21 protein-coding genes are annotated in these 17,295 nt (G+C 76.0%); 14 read left to right on the top strand and 7 right to left on the bottom strand.

Going from position 1 to position 17,295, the window contains the following annotated elements; all coding sequences use genetic code 11:
* The first annotated feature begins 1 nt into the window (after nt 1).
* Nucleotides 2-712 (top strand): response regulator transcription factor, encoded by a 711-nt coding sequence (locus EV188_RS10925; RefSeq protein WP_133826214.1) that lies wholly within the window; start codon nt 2-4, stop codon nt 710-712.
* Entirely contained in the window at nt 709-2,058 is a 1,350-nt protein-coding gene (locus EV188_RS10920; protein WP_133826213.1) for a sensor histidine kinase, read from the top strand. Before EV188_RS10925 ends, EV188_RS10920 begins: the two co-directional genes overlap by 4 nt.
* Here the strand turns inward: EV188_RS10920 and EV188_RS10915 are convergent.
* Nucleotides 2,024-2,305, bottom strand: coding sequence for a hypothetical protein (locus EV188_RS10915; protein ID WP_133826212.1), 282 nt, complete (start codon nt 2,303-2,305; stop codon nt 2,024-2,026). The genes EV188_RS10920 and EV188_RS10915 overlap by 35 nt on opposite strands.
* A gap of 114 nt (nt 2,306-2,419) precedes the next feature.
* On the opposite strand from EV188_RS10915, the gene EV188_RS10910 reads away from it, so the two are divergent.
* Both EV188_RS10910 and EV188_RS10905 read left to right on the top strand, forming a co-directional pair.
* Nucleotides 2,420-2,602 (top strand): MerR family DNA-binding transcriptional regulator, encoded by a 183-nt coding sequence (locus EV188_RS10910; RefSeq protein WP_133826211.1) that lies wholly within the window; start codon nt 2,420-2,422, stop codon nt 2,600-2,602.
* A 95-nt stretch (nt 2,603-2,697) separates the two neighbouring features.
* Nucleotides 2,698-3,000, top strand: coding sequence for a hypothetical protein (locus EV188_RS10905; RefSeq protein WP_133826210.1), 303 nt, complete (start codon nt 2,698-2,700; stop codon nt 2,998-3,000).
* Here EV188_RS10905 and EV188_RS10900 read toward each other — a convergent pair.
* The 3 genes from EV188_RS10900 to EV188_RS10890 form a co-directional block, all read right to left on the bottom strand.
* Nucleotides 2,984-3,712, bottom strand: coding sequence for an HAD family hydrolase (locus EV188_RS10900; RefSeq protein ID WP_133826209.1), 729 nt, complete (start codon nt 3,710-3,712; stop codon nt 2,984-2,986). The two genes, EV188_RS10905 and EV188_RS10900, sit on opposite strands and share 17 nt — an antisense overlap.
* A 346-nt stretch (nt 3,713-4,058) precedes the next feature.
* On the bottom strand, nt 4,059-4,973 hold the full coding sequence (locus EV188_RS10895) for a sulfite exporter TauE/SafE family protein (protein WP_133826208.1): 915 nt from the start codon (nt 4,971-4,973) through the stop codon (nt 4,059-4,061).
* A 287-nt stretch (nt 4,974-5,260) separates the two neighbouring features.
* Nucleotides 5,261-5,827, bottom strand: a complete 567-nt coding sequence (locus EV188_RS10890; protein WP_133826207.1) for a hypothetical protein — start codon at nt 5,825-5,827, stop codon at nt 5,261-5,263.
* Between the two features lie 118 nt (nt 5,828-5,945).
* Between EV188_RS10890 and EV188_RS10885 the strand changes: the two genes are divergently transcribed.
* On the top strand, nt 5,946-6,638 hold the full coding sequence (locus EV188_RS10885; RefSeq protein WP_243741596.1) for a response regulator transcription factor: 693 nt from the start codon (nt 5,946-5,948) through the stop codon (nt 6,636-6,638).
* Nucleotides 6,635-8,023, top strand: a complete 1,389-nt coding sequence (locus EV188_RS10880; RefSeq protein WP_208114106.1) for a sensor histidine kinase — start codon at nt 6,635-6,637, stop codon at nt 8,021-8,023. Before EV188_RS10885 ends, EV188_RS10880 begins: the two co-directional genes overlap by 4 nt.
* On the opposite strand, the gene EV188_RS10875 is transcribed toward EV188_RS10880, so the two are convergent.
* Nucleotides 8,001-8,723 (bottom strand): protein phosphatase 2C domain-containing protein, encoded by a 723-nt coding sequence (locus tag EV188_RS10875; protein WP_133826205.1) that lies wholly within the window; start codon nt 8,721-8,723, stop codon nt 8,001-8,003. The two genes, EV188_RS10880 and EV188_RS10875, sit on opposite strands and share 23 nt — an antisense overlap.
* 384 nt (nt 8,724-9,107) lie before the next feature.
* Between EV188_RS10875 and EV188_RS10870 the strand changes: the two genes are divergently transcribed.
* The 4 genes from EV188_RS10870 to EV188_RS10855 all read left to right on the top strand — a co-directional run bounded on the left by EV188_RS10870 (nt 9,108) and on the right by EV188_RS10855 (nt 11,152).
* Complete coding sequence (locus EV188_RS10870) at nt 9,108-9,416, top strand: DUF4333 domain-containing protein (RefSeq protein WP_166659817.1); 309 nt, start codon at nt 9,108-9,110, stop codon at nt 9,414-9,416.
* A 61-nt stretch (nt 9,417-9,477) separates the two neighbouring features.
* On the top strand, nt 9,478-10,206 hold the full coding sequence (locus tag EV188_RS10865) for a sulfite exporter TauE/SafE family protein (protein ID WP_133826203.1): 729 nt from the start codon (nt 9,478-9,480) through the stop codon (nt 10,204-10,206).
* A 140-nt stretch (nt 10,207-10,346) separates the two neighbouring features.
* Nucleotides 10,347-10,823, top strand: a complete 477-nt coding sequence (locus tag EV188_RS10860) for an STAS domain-containing protein (protein ID WP_166659816.1) — start codon at nt 10,347-10,349, stop codon at nt 10,821-10,823.
* A complete protein-coding gene (locus EV188_RS10855) occupies nt 10,820-11,152 on the top strand; it encodes a hypothetical protein (protein ID WP_133826201.1) in 333 nt (110 codons plus the stop codon). Before EV188_RS10860 ends, EV188_RS10855 begins: the two co-directional genes overlap by 4 nt.
* A 31-nt stretch (nt 11,153-11,183) precedes the next feature.
* Here the strand turns inward: EV188_RS10855 and EV188_RS10850 are convergent, their stop codons facing one another.
* A complete protein-coding gene (locus EV188_RS10850; protein ID WP_133826200.1) occupies nt 11,184-11,816 on the bottom strand; it encodes an L-threonylcarbamoyladenylate synthase in 633 nt (210 codons plus the stop codon).
* Nucleotides 11,817-12,007: 191 nt separating this feature from the next.
* On the opposite strand from EV188_RS10850, the gene EV188_RS10845 reads away from it, so the two are divergent.
* Together EV188_RS10845 and EV188_RS10840 are read left to right on the top strand one after the other, a co-directional pair.
* Nucleotides 12,008-12,493 (top strand): hypothetical protein, encoded by a 486-nt coding sequence (locus EV188_RS10845; RefSeq protein WP_133826199.1) that lies wholly within the window; start codon nt 12,008-12,010, stop codon nt 12,491-12,493.
* A gap of 17 nt (nt 12,494-12,510) precedes the next feature.
* A complete protein-coding gene (locus EV188_RS10840; RefSeq protein ID WP_243741595.1) occupies nt 12,511-13,698 on the top strand; it encodes an amidase family protein in 1,188 nt (395 codons plus the stop codon).
* Here the strand turns inward: EV188_RS10840 and EV188_RS10835 are convergent.
* The gene (locus EV188_RS10835) at nt 13,695-14,309 is read right to left on the bottom strand and encodes an antibiotic biosynthesis monooxygenase (protein ID WP_133826198.1); all 615 of its coding nucleotides are present in this window, start codon (nt 14,307-14,309) and stop codon (nt 13,695-13,697) included. The genes EV188_RS10840 and EV188_RS10835 overlap by 4 nt on opposite strands.
* Nucleotides 14,310-14,694: 385 nt before the next feature.
* Here EV188_RS10835 and EV188_RS10830 point away from each other — a divergent pair, with 385 nt between their 5' ends.
* On the top strand, nt 14,695-16,539 hold the full coding sequence (locus EV188_RS10830; RefSeq protein ID WP_166659815.1) for an alpha/beta hydrolase: 1,845 nt from the start codon (nt 14,695-14,697) through the stop codon (nt 16,537-16,539).
* Nucleotides 16,536-17,288: a CPBP family intramembrane glutamic endopeptidase gene (locus EV188_RS10825; RefSeq protein ID WP_133826196.1), complete on the top strand. Its 753-nt coding sequence runs from the start codon at nt 16,536-16,538 to the stop codon at nt 17,286-17,288. Before EV188_RS10830 ends, EV188_RS10825 begins: the two co-directional genes overlap by 4 nt.
* Nucleotides 17,289-17,295 lie beyond the last annotated feature (7 nt).

Here is a 17,295-nt window from a genome sequence, read left to right as displayed (position 1 = left end):
CATGAGCGACCCGGCCGCGCCCGACCTGCTGGTCGTCGAGGACGACGCCGACGTGCGCGCCTCCCTCGAGCGCGGGCTGGCGCTGTCGGGCTTCGCCGTGCGCTCCGCGCAGGACGGCCCCGGTGCGCTGCGGGCGGTGCACGAGCGCGTCCCGGACGCCGTCGTCCTCGACCTGGGGCTGCCGGGCATGGACGGCGTCGCGGTGGTGACCGCGCTGCGGGCGATGGACCACGACGTCCCGGTGTGCGTGCTCTCGGCCCGCGACACCGTCGACGACCGCGTCGTCGGGCTCGAGGCCGGCGCCGATGACTACATGGTCAAGCCCTTCGCGCTCACCGAGCTCGTCGCGCGGCTGCGGGCGCTCCTGCGGCGCGGCGTCCGCCCGGCGCCGTCGGCCCCGTCGGACGGCGACGTCGTCGCGGCCGGCCCGCTGCGCATCGACCTGGCGCGGCGCACCGTGCACGTCGGCGAGCGGTCGGTGGACCTGACGAAACGGGAGTACGAGCTGCTCGTCGTGCTCGCCCGCAACGCCGACGTCGTGCTGACCCGGGAGCGGCTGCTCGAGCTGGTCTGGGGCTACGACTTCGCCACCGACACCAACGTCGTCGACGTCTTCGTCGGCTACCTGCGGCGCAAGCTCGAGGCCGACGGCACGCCCCGGCTCGTGCACACGGTGCGCGGCGTCGGGTTCGTGCTGCGGGAGGGCGGGTGACGCGCCGCTCCGCGGCTCGTCCCGGGGGTCCGGCTCCGCGGCGCTCCGCGTCCCTGCGCCTGCGCGTCGCCCTCGCCTCGGGCCTCGCCTCCCTGGTCGTCGTGGTGCTCGTCGGCGTCCTGGCGTCGGTGCTGCTCACCCGCGAGCAGACCGACCGGCTGGACCGCAGCCTCGTGCCCGGTTCGCCCGCGGTGCTGGGGACGTTCGCGTCGACCCGCGCCGACCTCGCGGTGACCCTGCGCGGGCCGAGCGCGACACGGCGGGTCAGCGGGCCCGAGCTGCCGCTCTCGCCGGTCGGCATCCCGACCTCGGTGGACGTCGGCGGCGTCGCGTACCGCATCCGCACCGCGCCCGGCCCGACGCCCGGGGTGCTGGTGACGGTCGGGGCGACCGAGGACGACACCCGCGCGCGGGTCGCCGACCGCCAGCGGCTGGTCCTCGGGCTCGGCGTCGTGGCCGTCGCCCTCGCGGCCGGGCTCGGCTGGCTCTTCGCGGGGCGCGCCGTGCGCCCGATGCGCCGACTCACCGCGCAGGCGGCGACGCTCGACGGCGCCGTGGACCCCGACGTCGACCCGCCGGTCGTCCGCGCGGACGGCTCGCGCGAGTCCGAGGAGCTCGCCGACGCGCTGTCCGCGATGCTCGCCCGCCTGCACGCCGAGCAGGAGCGCAGCACGGCGTCGCTGCACGCCGCGCGGGACTTCGCCGCGGCCGCCCGCCACGAGCTGCGGACGCCGCTGACGGCGATGCGCACCGACCTCGAGGTGCTCCAGGCCCACCCCGACCTGCCTGAACGCGAGGCGGTGCTCGCCGATGTCCAGCGCGCCCAGGCCCGGGTCGAGGCGACGCTGACCGCGCTGGGCCAGCTCGCCGCCGGGGACCTGCCCGATTCCGGGGAGCTCGACGCCGTCGGGGTGGCCGACGTGCTGCGACTGGCCGCCGAGGACGCGCGGCGCGCGCACCCCGAGCTCGCGGTGGTCGTGGACGAGCCCCCGGAGCGGACGATCACGGTCTCGCTCGAGGGGCTGCGGATGGCGCTGGCGAACGCGGTCGTCAACGCCGTGCGGCACGGCGGAGCGGGGAGCGTGCGGCTCGGCGCCCATGCGGGCGAGGACGGCGGAGTGGTGCTCACCGTCGACGACGACGGGCGCGGGCTGCCCGCCAGCGAGCGGGAGGCCGTGCTGGGGAGGTTCGTGCGGGGGAGCACCGCGGGTGCGCCGGGCTCGGGGCTGGGCCTGGCGCTCATCGCACAGCAGGCGGCGCGGCACGGGGGAGAGGTGCGCCTGGAGGACGCGCCGAGCGGGGGGCTGCGCGTCAGCCTCGCGATCGGTCCGGATCGAGCTGGGTGACCAGGCGCAGGTCCCACGCCTCGGGCCACGGGGTCGGCCGCCGGACCCGCTCGTAGACCCACGCCGTGAACCCCTCGGCGACGAGGGTGCGCGCCAGCTCGACCAGCGCAGCCAGGTCGTCGGACTCGTGCTGCTCGTGGTCGTTGCGGGCAGGGGTGTGCAGTGGCCCGCGGAACCGCCGGGCGTCCAGCCGGTAGCGCCGGGGACCGCCCGGCCTGGGTAAGTACCTGTCGTCGGTGTCGCGCATGTCGCCGACTGTACGTCGTCGGCGACAACAGCGACAGCAACGCTATAAAAGAAAACGGAGTCATCGGCGCTGTTCACGTCTTTCGGACGACAGCGGCGACATAGGGTGACCGGCATGCCCCCGTCGGATCTGGTGTCGACGCCCGAGGCCGCGAAGGCGCTCGGGGTCAGCCCGCGCACGCTGCAGCGCTACGTGACGCAGGGTCTCGTCACGCCCGAGATCACGCTGCCGTCGGGTCAGTACCGGTGGAACGTGGCCAAGCTGCGCCGCCAGATCGGGATCGCCGACGAGGACTGACCCCGCCGGGGAGCTCGACCCCGACGATGATGCGCCCGGCGTTGTCGGTCCGCCCACGTAGCGTCGGCCCCGTTCGAGACGAGGGGACAGACGCCATGATCGAGCGCGACGCGGTGCCGTGCGGGCCGTTCCAGACCGAGCCGTTCGATCTGGGCCGGGTGCTCTCGGTGGGAAGCTCCGGCGACGAGGTCGTGCGGCGCAGCGAGCGGTGGCTCGTCGGCGTCCTCGACGACGCCGACGTCGAGCTCGGCGCCGCCGACCGGGAGATCGCCGCGCTGCTCGCCGCCGACGGCTGGTCGGTGGCCCAGGTGGTCGGGGGCTGGGTGCGGCGCGCCGGGCGGGAGCCGGCGCCGGTCGCGCGCGAGCTCGTCGCGCCGGGCGTCACGCGGGTGGGCTGAGCAGCGCGAGCACGTCGGCGAGGCCGCGCTCGCGCTCCCGCTGCTCGCCCGCGAGCAGGAACGCCCGCAGGCCGGCGGCCGTCGCCCCGCCGTCGCGCCGCGGGTTGTCGCCGACCATGAGCGTGCGGCGCGGGTCGACGTCCAGCCGAGCGCACGCCGTGCGGAAGAGCTCCGGCGCCGGCTTCTCGCAGCCCTCCTCGCAGGAGAGCACCCAGGTCCCGACGAGGTCGGCGAGCCCGGCCGCGCGGGCGTGGTCGCGGATGTCCCAGCCGATGTCGCTGACCACGCCGACCGGGACGCCGCGGTCGGCGAGCGTCGCCAGGAAGGGGCCGGTGTCGGGGTAGGGCACCCAGGAGTCCTCGGCGACCACACGTGCCTGGGCGGCGTCCTCGATGCCTCGCAGGTAGTCCACGCGCGAGAACCACGCCAGCATCGCCCGGCGGTGGGCGCCGGCGTCGAGGTCGCGGCCCTCCTGCGCGGCGATCACCTCGGGCTCGGCGGCCGCCGCGTCGAGGGCGGCGAGCACGGCCTCGGGATCGTCGAGCGAGCGGCCGGTGTCGTCGGCGATCCGCCGCAGCCACTCGTCGGTCGGGACCATGCGGAAGAGCGTGTTGCTGAAGTCGCAGAGCACCGCCTCGATCGGCGGGACCGGCGCCGCCCGGTCCTCGACGGACGGGCGGTAGGCGGCGGGGAGGTCGAACAGCGCGCGCACGCCACGATGATCGCTCAGTGCGCGTCCTGTTCCGAGCGAAGGGCACCTTCGCTCGGAGAGAGAGGCGAGGGGAACCCCTCGCCGGAACCGCGCCGGGCGTATGGGCCGCGCGGGGTCGTGGGCACGGAAGATCAAGAGCGACGTGGTGCACCGCGGACTCGCCGCGAGGTGCGTGACGTCGCCCGTGATCTCCACGCCCGCCACCCCGAGAGCGCTGTTGAGTGAGCGAAGGGCTCCTTCGCTCGACAAGATCGACCGAAGGAGCCCTTCGCTCAGAACGGCGGGCGCGTCAGAACGGCGGGCGCGTCAGAACGGCGGGCGCGGGCGCGTCGGAACGCTGAGCGCGTCAGGCCTGCGCGGCCGGGGCGTCGTCCTGCTCGACGGTCTTGGGCTCGGCGACGGCGCGGTCGCGGCGGGCGCTGCGCACCGCGACGACGATCGCCGCGACCCAGAGCACCGCCAGCACGACGAGGACCGTGGTGACGACGGCGGTGGGCACGTCGAACGCGTTCAGCAGGGTCCGCGTGTTCGTCAGGATGATCAGGCCGCCGGCCGCGGTGCCCAGGACGCGGGCCGCGAGCAGCCGCACGATGTAGGCCGCGAACGGCGCCGCGATCACGCCGCCGACCATGAGGGCCAGCACGACCGTGTAGTCGATGCCCTCCTGCGAGAGCGTGAACAGGAAGCCGATGCTCGCGGCGAGGGCGACGACGAACTCCGAGGTGTCCACCGACCCGACGACCTTGCGCGGCTCGAGGCGCCCGGACGCGAGCAGGCTGGACGTCGCCACCGGGCCCCAGCCCCCGCCACCGGAGGCGTCGAGGAAGCCCGCGACCAGGCCGAGCGGGCCGAGGAACTTGCCGCCGGGCCGCGGGCCGGAGACCACGCGCTTGGCGACGGCCCGCGAGCTGAAGCGCAGCAGCACATAGACGCCGAGCAGCAGCAGGATGCCGGCCATGTACGGCTCGGCGTCCTCGGTCATGTTGACCAGGACGTAGGCGCCGAGCACCGCACCGATCGCGCCGGGGATCGCGAGGATCCCGACGACGCGCCAGTCGACGTTGCCGAAGCGCCAGTGCGACGCGCCGGAGGCGAGCGTGGTGCCGACCTCGGCGAGGTGGACGGAGGCGGAGGCGACGGCGGGCGCCGTGCCCGCCGCGAGCAGGACCGACGTCGAGGTGACGCCGTAGGCCATGCCCAGGGAGCCGTCGACGAGCTGGGCGATGAGGCCGGCGAGGGCGAAGAGCAGGAACGCGCGCACGTGTTTCCTCGGTGGTGGGGCAGGGGCGAGCCCGAGCACCGGCACACCGGGGCACGTTGCGGCCCGGCCGGGGCGCTGGACCCGCGACCGGACGACAGGGGACGGTCAGCGGCGGGGTGGACGACACCCGGCCGAGGTGACGCGGAGCAGATCCACGTGCGCGCGGCGCACGAGGACCACACCCGCGTCGGACATGTTCGCCATCGTCACACGCCGGCGTGACAACCGACAGCGATCGTGCTCACCGCAGTGACGGCTGCCACACCGAGCGTGCTCGACGGGACGGGTCAGCCCGGGACGCCGGGCTGGGCGGGTGCGGGCTGGACCGGCGCCGGCTGCGCGGGCTGAGCGGGCTGAGCCGGCTGTGTCGGCTGAGCGGGCGCGGGCTGCGCGGGCTGCGCCGCCCCGGGCACGGTCTGCACCGTCGCCCCCGGCGCCACCTGCACCGTCGCGCCGGGCTGGACCTGCACGACGATCGGGCCGGACGCGCCGCCGCGCTCGAACCCCCGCCCGGGCCCCCCCGGACCGCCCGGACCGCCCGGCCCGCCGCCGGGACCCCGCCCCTCGGCGCTCGTGCCCGGCCCGCCCCGCGGCGGCCCGTCGCCGCGCGGCCCGTGGCCGTGCCCACCGCCGCCGACGGTGGCCGCGAGCACCGCGCCCGTGAGCAGCACGCCGATCACGAGGCCGACGACACCGGACACGACGACGGCGGTGCGCCGGGTCCAGCCCGACGGGCGGGTCGTGCGCTGCCAGCGGGTCGGCGGACCGGAGGGGCTCGCGGTGCTCGTCTCGGGGCTCGTCGGACGCGTCGGCGGGTCCTCGCCGGTGGCGCCGGACGGCGTCGTGTCGCTCATCGTGGTGTCTCCACTTCCTGCTCGGGGACCACCGACGATGGGCACGCGGCCTGAACCCGACCTGAACCCGGCCGGGTCTTCAGCGACGGTTCAGGAGCGACGGGCCAGGATCTCGGGCGTGACCGGTACCTGGGGCACGGCGGCCCGCGTGGTCGTCGTCGAGGACGAGGCGGCGATCCGCGAGTCGGTGGTCGACGCGCTCGGCGACGCGGGCTTCCGCGCGGTCGGGCGCGGCGACGGCACGGGGCTCGAGGAGCTGCTCGACGGCTTCCGGCCCGACCTCGTCGTCCTCGACGTCATGCTGCCCGGCCGCGACGGCTTCGCGCTGCTCGAGGTCGTGCGCGCCCGCACCGACGCCGGCCTCGTGCTCCTCACCGCCCGCGACGCGCTCGCCGACCGCCTGCACGGCCTCGACGGCGGCGCCGACGACTACGTCGTTAAGCCGTTCCTGCTCGCCGAGCTGGTGTCGCGGGTGCGCGCGGTGCTGCGCCGGCGGGGGCGGGTGCCGACGGCGATGACGGTCGGCGACCTCGTGGTCGACGACGAGGCGGGCACGGCCACCCGGGCCGGGGCCGTCCTCGACCTCACCGCGACCGAGCTGCGCCTGCTGCGCTACCTCGTCGAGCAGCGCGGGCGGACGGTCACGAAGAACCAGATCCTCACCCAGGTCTGGGGCTACGACGCCTACGACCCGAACCTCGTCGAGGTCCACGTGTCCGCGCTGCGCCGCAAGCTCGAGGCGCACGGGCCGCGGATCGTGCACACCGTCCGCGGCCTCGGGTACGCGCTGCGGCCGGGGGAGGGGGCGTGACCGCGTCCCTGCGCGAGCGATGGACCTCCGGGCGCTCGCTGCGCTTCCGGGTCACCGCGCTCGTGCTGCTCGTGGTGGCGCTGGCGCTGGTCGTCATCGGCGTCGCGGTGGACCTGTCCCTCGACGCCCAGCTGCGCCGCGACCAGCAGAGCAGGCTCGACGACCGCGCGGCCCGCGCCGGCCTGCTCGTCGCGTCGGGGACGACCGGGGCGTCGCTCGTGGACGCCGTCGACGGCCAGGGCATCCGGGCGGTCTTGCTCGACGCCTCGGGGCGGCGGGTCGTCGGGCCGACCGACGACCCCGGCCTGCCCGGACGGCCCCCGCGCGACGGGCACGGCCCGCCCGGCCGGGCCTCCCGCGACCTGGCCCGCGTCGTCGGGGTCCCGGACGGCACGCGGCTCGTGCTCACCGTGGAGCCCGGCGAGAACGTCGCGGTCCTCGCCCGGCTGCGCGTCGTCATGATCGGTGTCGGGGCGCTCGGCCTCGGCGCCGTCGCGGTCGCGCTGCTCGCCGTGGTGCGCGTGGCGCTGCGGCCCCTCGACGACATGACGGTGCTGGCCAACGACATCGCCGCCGGCGACCGGGGCCGTCGCCTGCACCCCGAGCGCACCGACACCGAGCTGGGCCGCACCGCCGCCGCCTTCGACGGGATGCTCGACGCGCTCGAGACCGCCCAGCTCCGCGCCGAGGACGCGGCGGCCGAGGCCCGCAGCTCCGAGGCCCGCACCCGGCGCTTCCTCTCCGACGCCGCCCACGAGCTGCGCACCCCCGTGACCGGCGTGCAGACCCTCGCCGAGTCGCTCGTCCGCCACCCCGACGCCGACCTCGCCCGGCGCGAGCGCATCGCCACCACCCTGGTGCGCGAGACCCGCCGGGCCGGGGCGCTCGTCGCCGACATGCTCGAGCTCGCCCGCATCGAGGACGGCGCCCCGCTCGACCGCCGCGAGGTCGACCTCGCCGAGCTCGCCGCCGCCGAGGCCGAGCGGACCCGGCTGCTCGCGCCGGCGCTGACGGTGCTGGTCGCGGGCCCGCCGACCCGCGTCCTGGGCGACCCGTCACGGATCGCCCAGGTCCTCGCCAACCTCCTCGAGAACGCCCGTCGCCACGGTCCCGCCGACGGGACGGTGCGCCTGGAGGTCGGCACCGACGGCGCGCAGGCGGTGCTCGACGTCGTCGACGAGGGGCCCGGCATCCCGGCGGCGGACCGGGAACGCGTGTTCGACCGGCTCGTGCGCCTCGACGACGCGCGCACCCGCGACGCCGGCGGCGCCGGGCTCGGCCTGCCGATCGCCCGCGCCCTCGCCCGGGCGCACGGCGGGGACCTCCGGGTGGTGGAGAACGAGCCCGGCGCCCGCCTGCGCCTCACGCTCCCCGCGGCGAGGTGACGACCAGCGCCGTCGCGTTGTCGGTCGCGCCGGCCGCCGCGGCGAGCGCGACGATCCGCTCGGCGCGCTCCGCGTCGCTCCCGCCCTCGGCGAGCGCGGCGGCCAGCGCGGGCCCGGCGACGCTGCGGTGCACCCCGTCGCTGACGAGCAGGAGCGTGCCCGGGTCGTCGACGACGGCGATGCCGACCTCCTGCGGGCTCGCGGTGCGCGCGCTGACCGTCAGGACGTGCGCGAGGCGCGGGTGCACGTGCAGACCGCGGGCCCGCAGCGCCGCGGCGACGGTGTGGTCGGCGGTCAGGGTCCGCAGCGAGCGGCCGTCCCAGGCCAGGGCCCGGCAGTCGCCGACCCAGGCGAGGCGCCAGCGCGGGTCGTCGGCGCCGGGCGCGAGGGCGACGACGGCCGCGGCGTCGCCCGGCACGAGATCGCGGGTGCTGGTGAGGAGGTCGTGCGCCGCGAGCAGGGCGGTGTCGGGGCGGCCCTCGAGCGCGGCGACCCGCACGGCGTGGTCGGCGACGAGCCGGGCCGCGAAGCCGGCGGCCTCGGAGTCGCCCACGCCGTCGGCGACGGCGACCGCGAGGCGTCCGGTGGCGTGGCGGTAGGCGGCGGCCGCGTCCGCCTGGTGGCGCCGCGGACCCTGCCGGGAGGCCCACGGCTCGCCGCCGTCGACACAGGAGGCCTCGATGGTGGCGGCGGCGTGCACGGCGTCCTCCTCGCGGCGGGCGACGGGCGGTCCGGCGTCCTGGGACCAGGTTCGGCGCCGATCCTGTTCGCCGGCTGTGAGCCGGGTGAGGACACGAGGTGGGAAGTCGCATCGTGGCGGGACTCTGAGATAACTCTGACGGAGTAGGGATCCCCCTTGCTCGTCGCTCTCCGTGTTCTATGCTGCTCTTTACCCGCCGGAGCTCCGGAGGGGTCCCCGCCGCCCACCGTGTCCCGCGATCCCGAGGAGTTCCCCATGTCGCAGCAGGCTCCGCCGCCTCCCGCCGGCTACCCGTACCCCCCGATGCCGCAGGGTCCGGCCGGTCTGCCCTACGGCGGCCCACCCCCCGTTCCGGGATACGGTGGTTACCCTCCGCCACCGCCCGTGCGCAAGAGCAAGGCACCCAAGATCATCGGGATCGTGGTCGGCGCGTTCGTCGCGGTCGTCGTGGGGCTCTTCGTCCTCGTGATGGCCTTCGGCAACCCCGTGGTGACCGCCGACCAGGTCGAGCAGCAGATCGCCCAGCAGTACGGGGTCGCGCCGAGCCAGGTCAGCTGCCCGTCGTCGCTCGAGGGCGAGGTCGGCGCGACGATCACGTGCACCGGGACCGACGCCGGCCAGACCTCGACGCTCCTGGTGCAGGTCACCGGCGTCGAGGGCGACACCGTGAACTTCAGCATCACCCCGCAGTGATGTCGGAGCAGTGACGCCGCGGTCATCATGACCGCATGACGCCGTCGTCCCCACCGCGCCCGTGAGCGCGGCGGGGACGGCGGCGCTCGTCGTGGGCCCGGTCCTTCTCGGCGCGATCACGCAGCGCACGACGGGGCTGGGGCTCGCGCTCGTCGGCGGGCCGTTCCTCGTGGCGATCCTCGGTCCGCGCGACGGGGTGTCGTTCGGCAACGCCCTGCAGGTCGTGCTGTGCGTGATCGTCCTCGTCCGCACCCACCGCGGGGTCGACGGGCGTGCCGCCGGTCTGCTGCTGGCGGGCGCCGTGGTCGCCGTGCCGCTCGGCGCGCTCGTCGTCGACGCCCTGCCCGAGGGCCCGCTGCTCGTCGTGGTGGGCCTGCTGGCGCTGGCCGCCGTCGCGCTCTCGCTCGTGCCGCGGCTGGGGGCGTGGCTGGACGGGACACCGGGCGCGCTGACGGCGGGCGCGGTCGCCGGCTTCGTCAACGTGACGGCCGGGGTCGGCGGGCCGGCGCTGTCGGCGTTCGCGCTGGCGCGCCGCTGGAGCATCGAGGTCTTCGTCCCGACCGCGCAGGTGGTCCTGCTGGTCATCAATCTCGTCGCGCTCGTCAGCAAGGGCGCCCCGTCGCTCGGCGGCGCGGTGTGGCTCACGGGCCTCGCCGGGATCGCGGTCGGCGTGGTGCTCGGCGACGTCGTGCACCGCCGTCTGTCGGCGGAGACGGCGCGCAAGGCGGTCATCGTGCTCGCCCTCGTCGGGGCCGTCGCGACGGTCGTCCGGGGGCTGACGGTGCTCTGAACGGGTCACCGCGAAGGGTGATCATGCGGTCGCTCGCGGTGGACAGGTCCCGACGACCCGGGCACAGTGACGAGAGCCACCGCACGCTTCACACCTTCGAGGCCCGCGGACGAAGCCTTGCAGGAGAGGTGGCTCCAGCGATGATGGCACCACGCACCGGCGGTCGTGACGCCGCCGAACGATGGTTCCCGGTGGTCGGCGACGACGCCGTCGGCCCGGGCCTGACCGTCGCCCCGACCCAGCCCCGCCGAGGGGTCGTCCTCGTCCGGGTCCTCGGCGAGATCGACATGCTCACGGTCCAGCACCTGCGCGACGTCGTCGAGGGCGCGATCGGTGCCGTCGCCGACGAGCGCGACGGCGAGCTGATGGCCCCGGGCGAGGTCCCGTCGGTGATCTGTGACCTCGAGGGCGTGACGTTCCTCGGGGCCTCCGGCCTCGACGTGTTCGCCGCCGTCCACGAGACCGCGGTGGAGCGCGGCGTGCACCTGGTGCTCGTCGCGGCGCACCGGACGGTGGTGCGCCCGCTCCACCTCACCGCCCTCGACCGCCGCCTGACCGTGACGCCGGCCCATCCGGAGGTCGGTCGGGTGGCTGCGCCCGGGAGGTTCTCGCGGTGACCGTCGCGACCCGTCCCGGCGCCGACTCCACGTCGGGCCAGCCGCCGGACCTCAGCGCGGCGATCCGCGCGGCGCTCGAGCACCTCGCCGACCTCACCCAGCCGCCCCCCGCGGTCCTCGACGGCCGGCTCGACCAGATGCTGCGCGCGGCGCTCGCCGCGCAGGCCGCGCGCCCGACGCGGGGTCCCGGCGACCGCCACCGGCTCGCGATGGACGAGGTCGCCGTCGCGGTCCGGACCGCGTGCGCCCACCTCGCGGCGCGCGAGCTCGAGGACGCCTACCTGGCGCTGCGCGCGGCGGCGGACCGGTTGCCCCGCGTGGCGCACTGAGCAGTCGTGGCAGCCGTGCTCCGCGCGGGCGTCACCACTCGAAGCCCTCGCCGGCGCCCTGTCGGATGAGCTCTGGCTCGTCGCCGGACAGGTCGATGACGGTGGTCGGCTCGGTCCCGCACTCGCCCGAGTCGAGGATCGCGTCGAGCTGGTGCCCGAGGCGCTCGTGGATCTCCCAGCCCGAGGTCATCGGCTCCTCGGTGTCGGGCAGGATCAGGGTCGACGACAGCAGCGGCTCGTCCAGCTCCTCGAGGAGCGCGTCGACGACCGGGTGCTGCGGGATGCGCACGCCGACGGTGCGCTTGCGCGGCTGCAGGAGCCGGCGGGGCACCTCCTTGGTCGCCGGCAGGATGAACGTGTAGCAGCCCGGCGTCGCCGCCTTGACCGCCCGGAACACCGGCGTCGAGATGCGGACGAACTGCCCGAGCTGCGCGAAGTCCCGGCACACGAGCGTGAAGTGGTGCCGGGCGTCGAGCCGGCGGATGGTCCGGATCCGCTCGAGGCCCTCGCGGTTGCCGAGCATCGCGCCGAGCGCGAAGCAGGAGTCGGTGGGGTAGGCGATCAGCCCGCCCTCGCGCAGCAGGTCCACCGTCGCGCGGATCGCGCGGCGCTGGGGGTTGCGCGGGTGCACCTCGACCCAGCGCGCCGTCGTCGTCGCCGCCATCGGCGCAGCGTAGGAGCACGGCGGTCGGCGGCGGAACTCCCCGTACAGATCCGGTGCGGGTCGGGGGATTGAGGCCCGTCGAGGAGGGGCACTCCGAGCTGCGTCGTGACCTGAACGAGACCTAGGGCTGACGGGAACGAGACCCGTTGCGCCGACCGGACCACGGTGGTCACGCTGGAGGAGGAACTCACATGGGTGTCCACCGCATCGACGACGCGCCGACCACCGGCGTCGGTCGCTTCCTCGGCCGCGGAGCCGTCGCCACCTCCGCCGCCCTCGCCCTGGCCGGATCGGGAGCGGGCCTCGCCCTCGCCACGCCGGGGCACGACCACGGCGACGACGGCAGCGGCTCGAGCCACTCCTCGAGCCGGTCCTCGAGCCACGGCTCCTCGCACGGCTCCGACGAGTCCTGCGACACGGGCGACGGCGGCCTCGTCGGCGGCCTGCTCGGCGACCTCGGCCTGGGCGGCGGCAGCAGCAGCAGCAGCCGGAGCACCTGCGACGACTCCGGCAGCTCCTCCGACTCCGCCAGCAACAGCTCGAGCTCCGGCTCGGGGAACCAGCAGGCCAGCTCGTCGAGCTCCTCGAGCTCGGCCCAGCGCACCCCGCAGGCCAACCCGGAGGACGAGCCGCCGGCTCTCGGTGAGACGAAGGTCCTGCGCATCCCGATGTCCTAGGGACCAGACTCCGCCCCGTGGACTCCCCGGAGCTGGTCGACCCCTGGCGGCTCGCCGACACGCGCGGTGCCGAGGCGGCACGACGGCGCATCGCGGCGATCGACGACCGGGTGCGGGCGTGGGTGACGCTCCTGGACGCGGACGAGCCCGGCACCGGCCCGCTCGCGGGCGTCCCGGTCGGCGTCAAGGACATCATCGACGTCGCCGGGGTGCCGACGCGCTGTGGCTCGCCCGTCCGCGCCGACACACCGCCCGCGGCGGCCGACGCCGCGATCGTGCGCCTGCTGCGCGAGGCCGGCGCGGTGGTGGTCGGCAAGACCGTGACCACCGAGTTCGCCTGCTTCGACCCGGGGCCGACGCGCAACCCGCACGACCTCGCCCGCACGCCCGGCGGCTCCTCCAGCGGGTCGGCGGCGGCCGTCGCGGCCGGCATGGTGCCGCTCGCGCTCGGGTCGCAGACCGCGGGCTCCGTCGTCCGCCCCTCCTCGTTCTGCGGGGTCGCGGGGCTCGCCGTGGCGCGCGGGGCGCTCCCGACCGACGGCGTGAACCCGCTCGCGCCGAGCCTGGACACGCTCGGCCTCTTCGCCGCGACCGTCGAGGACCTCGCCCTCGCCCGGGCCGCGCTGACCGGCCGGGAGCCCGCCGGGGCCACGGTGCCGCGCCTGCTCGCCTGGGACGGCACCGAGATCGCCGACGTGTCGCCGGCGATGCGGGCGGCGCACGCCGACGCCGTCGAACGGGCCCGCGCGGCCGGCGCCGACGTCGGGGCGTGGGACGTCGACCTGCGTGCCGCGGCCGCCGACCACCACACGGTGATGGCCGCGGAGGCGTCGGAGGTCGTGCCGTCGGACCCGCGACTGGGCGAGCGGCTCACGGCGATGCTGGACGAGGGCCGGGCGGTGTCCCCGGACGTCCTCGCCGGCGCCCGTTCGCGCGCCGCGGCGACCCGGACGGCCGCACTCGCGCGCCTGGAGACCGCCGACGCCGTGCTCGTCCCCGGCGCCCTGGGCGTCGCCCCGCTCGCCACCGACGGCACCGGCGACCCCGTGATGTCCCGGCCCTGGCACCTGCTCGGGCTGCCGGCGCTCGCCGTCCCCGGCGCGCGCGACGAGGCCGGCCTCCCGCTGGGTCTCGCGCTGATCGGTCACCCCGACCGCGAGGACGCGCTGCTCTCGGCGGGTCGGTGGCTCGAGGCCCGGGTCTAGGCGGAGGGGGCGCCGTAGAACACGGTGTCGAACTCCTCGAGGCTGCGCACCGCCATGGCGTGCCCGGCGTGCTGTCCGGCCCGCTCGCGCACCCCGGCCGTGGCGGCACGGGCCGCCTCCATGGCCGCGCGGTCGGTGTAGATCGAGCCGACGACCGCTCGGCCACGCGCCCGGTCGATGAACAGGGTGCTGCGGCAGAACCCCGGGATGGCGTCGAGCGACGGGATGACCGCGCGGAAGGCCTCGATCCGGGCGTCGGTCTCGGCGGGGTCGAACTCGATGACCAGGCGCCGCATCGCCGAGCCGGGGCCGGGCTCGCGGATCTGGTGCGCCAGCGCCACCTCGAAGATCTCTCTCCCGAGCGTGGCGGCGAACGGGAGCAGCAGCTTCGCCCGCTGCTCGCGGACCGTCTCGTCGCTGGCCCGGCAGGACTCCTCGGTGTCCCAGAACGAGCCGATGAGCAACTTGCCCAGCGCGGCGTCGACGAAGACGGACATCCCGGCGAAGCCGGGCTGCCCGCTCAGCAGTTCGTGGCCCTGGACCCGGGTGGCGGTCACCGCGTCGTCGAGCATGGCCGGATCCCCGGTGGCGAACGTGTGGCGTGCGTACATCACGGTTCCTTCCCTCGCCTGGCTCCCCGGGGCCGTGCAGGGCGGGCGTGGTCCTGAACGCCCGTCGCGAGGTCCGGTCGCCGCCCACCGGCGTTGCCGTGTCCGAGTGCGGGCCCGTGCTGCCCGGAGCGCTCGACCCCGACGAGGTCACCACGGTGAGCCGTTCCGGTCGCGGCGTCCATCACGCAGCGGAACCAACCGCCCGGAGGTGGCGTGGGCCGGACAGGTGCATCGGCCACGCTGCTCCGACGAGACGGGACGGAGCGTGTCCGAGGCCCACGAGGGACAGCGCCGCGCCGTCGTCCCGGCCACAGCACGGAAGATCACGCCGCGATGATCGGTACCGGACGTGTACCGGCTTGCGCGGCGCGGGAAGCTGGGCACCGTGGCGGACGGTGAGACCCGGGCGACGGCTCCGGGCTCGGCGTACCCGGACGCCGACACGGAGCTCGACACCGAGTTCCAGCGGGAGTTCGAGGAGGAGCTCGAGCACCACCACCTCTGGCACCGCGAGGGCGCCCGCCACCACTTCGGCGGCGACTCCCCGCTGCTCCCGCCCCGTCTGGCGCCGCTGGTGCGCTACGTCCCGCGCGCGCACCCGGCGGGCTTCGTCCTCGGGACCGCGTTCGCCCTCATCTCGCTGACGCCGTCGCTGATCCCCCGCGACTACCTCTTCCAGGGCCTCGCCACCGGCATCTCCGGCGGGCTGGGCTACGGCCTCGGCGTCGCCGTCGCGTGGCTGCTCGGGCGCACCGCGCGGTGGACCCGCCTCACCGGCAAGGTGCAGCGGGGAACGCCCGAGTGGTTCACGCCGGGCACCTGGGTCGTCCTCGTGGTGACGGCCGTGGTCGCGCTGCTCTGGATGCTGCTCGCGGGCGCCGCGTGGCAACGCCAGGTCGCCGCCCTCATGGGCATCGCCCAGCCGACCACCGACGGGTGGCTGCGCGCCGGGCCGGTGGCGCTCGTGGTCGCCGGGCTGATCGTCGGGTTCGGTCGTGGCGTGCGATGGCTCGCCGGGCGGGCCGCCGACCTGTTGCGGCGCCGGGCCCACCTGCCCGCGCAGGTCGCGACCGTCGTCGGGACGGTGCTCGTGGTCGTCCTCGTCGCCACCGTGATCGACGCCCTGGTCCTGCGCACCGGCCTGCGGGCCGCGGACGCCGCGTTCAGCGCGACCAACACGCAGACCTACCCCGGCGTGGTCGCGCCGATCTCGCCGCTGCGCTCGGGCTCGCCCGCCTCGCTCGTCCGGTGGGACACCCTGGGCCGCGAGGGGCAGGACTTCGTCGCCGGCGGACGCCCCCTGGCCGACCTCGGCGAAGCCTCCGGCCGGGCGCCGACGCCGCCGATCCGCGCCTACGTCGGGCTGATGTCCGCGCCCGGCCCCGAGGAGCGCGCGGCGCTCGCCGTCGCCGAGCTCGAGCGCACCGGGGCGTTCCAGCGCCAGGTGCTCGCGCTGGTGACCACCACCGGCACCGGCTGGATCGACGACCCGGTGGCCGACTCCCTGGAGATGATCTGGGGCGGGAACACCGCGATCGTCGCCACCCAGTACTCCTACCTGCCGAGCTGGCTGTCGTTCGTCGTCGACCGCTCGCGCGCCGAGGCCGAGGGCCGCGCCCTGTTCGACGCGGTGCACGCCCGGGTCGAGCAGCTGCCGCCCGACCGGCGCCCGCGGCTGCTCGTGTTCGGCGAGAGCCTCGGGTCCCTGGGCTCGGAGGCCGCGTTCTCGAGCATCGACGACGCCCGCGCCCAGGCCGACGGCGTGCTGTGGGTGGGCCCGCCGAACTCCAACCGCCTGCACGCGGCGCTCACCGCGCGCCGCGACCCCGGGTCGCCGGCCGTCCTCCCCGTGGTCGACGGGGGCCGCGAGGTGCGCTTCGGGTCGACCGCGGTGGACCTGACACGCCCACCGGGAGTGTGGTCTCCACCACACGTGGTCTACCTGCAGCACGCCTCCGACCCGATCGTCTGGTGGACGCCGAGCCTGTTGTGGCACCGACCGGACTGGCTCGACGAACCCCGAGGTCGGGACGTGTCCGAGGCCGTCGACTGGTACCCCGTGGTGACGTTCTGGCAGGTCACCATCGACCTGACCAACTCGCTGTCGGTGCCCGACGGGCACGGACACCAGTACCGGGAGGTCATGGTGGGCGGCTGGCTCTCCGTGGGTACGCCCCCGGGGTGGACCGATGCGGACACGCAGAGAGTGGCAGGCATGCTGGGGCTGTGACCGCTCCCCAGGCCACGGCCACGTCCGGCTCCCCGACGGCCGACGGTGTCGACGAACCCGAGAAGCCCGCCCACTGGCGACGCCTCGCGCCGCCCGCGGTGATCGCGGTCCTGCTGCTCGTGTGGAGCAACCTCGCGCTCCCCGCCCTGCCCGCCGACCCCGTGCTCAAGGCCGTCTTCAACGTCGGCGGCGTCGCGGCGATGGTCACCGTGGCGCGCCTGCTCGGGCTGACCTGGCACGACCTCGGCATCGGGCGCGGCACCTGGGGCGCCGGGCTGCGCTGGGGCGGCGCGGCGATCGGCGTCGCGATCCTCGGCTACGGCGCCGTGCTCGTCGTCGCCCCCCATCTGCTCGAGAACCCCCAGCTCGCCGGCGCCTCACCGGGCGCGCTGCTGCTGCGCGGCCTCGTCCTCATCCCGCTGGGCACCGTGCTGGCCGAGGAGCTGGCGTTCCGCGGCGTGCTGCAGGGCCACTCGGTGCGCTCGCTCTCCGCCCGCGTGGCGCTCAGCGTCACCGCCGTGGCGTTCGGCCTCTGGCACCTCACCGTCGCGATGGGCCCCTCCGCGGTGCCGCTCCCGCCGACCCTGCAGTGGACCTCGGCGCTCGCCGTCATCGGCGTCACCGTGCTCGGCGGCCTGGCCCTGGGCTGGCTGCGCCACCGGACGGGCTCGGTGCTCGCCCCGATCGGGTTGCACCTGGGCACGAACGCGGTCGGTCTCGTCGCGGCGGGCGTCGCCCTCGCGCACTAGCGCTGCG

This window comes from Actinomycetospora succinea, assembly GCF_004363095.1.
GTDB classification, from domain to species: Bacteria; Actinomycetota; Actinomycetes; order Mycobacteriales; family Pseudonocardiaceae; genus Actinomycetospora; species Actinomycetospora succinea.
Note: the sequence above shows the minus strand (reverse complement) of the source record. Positions and strands in the feature narration are given on the sequence as shown.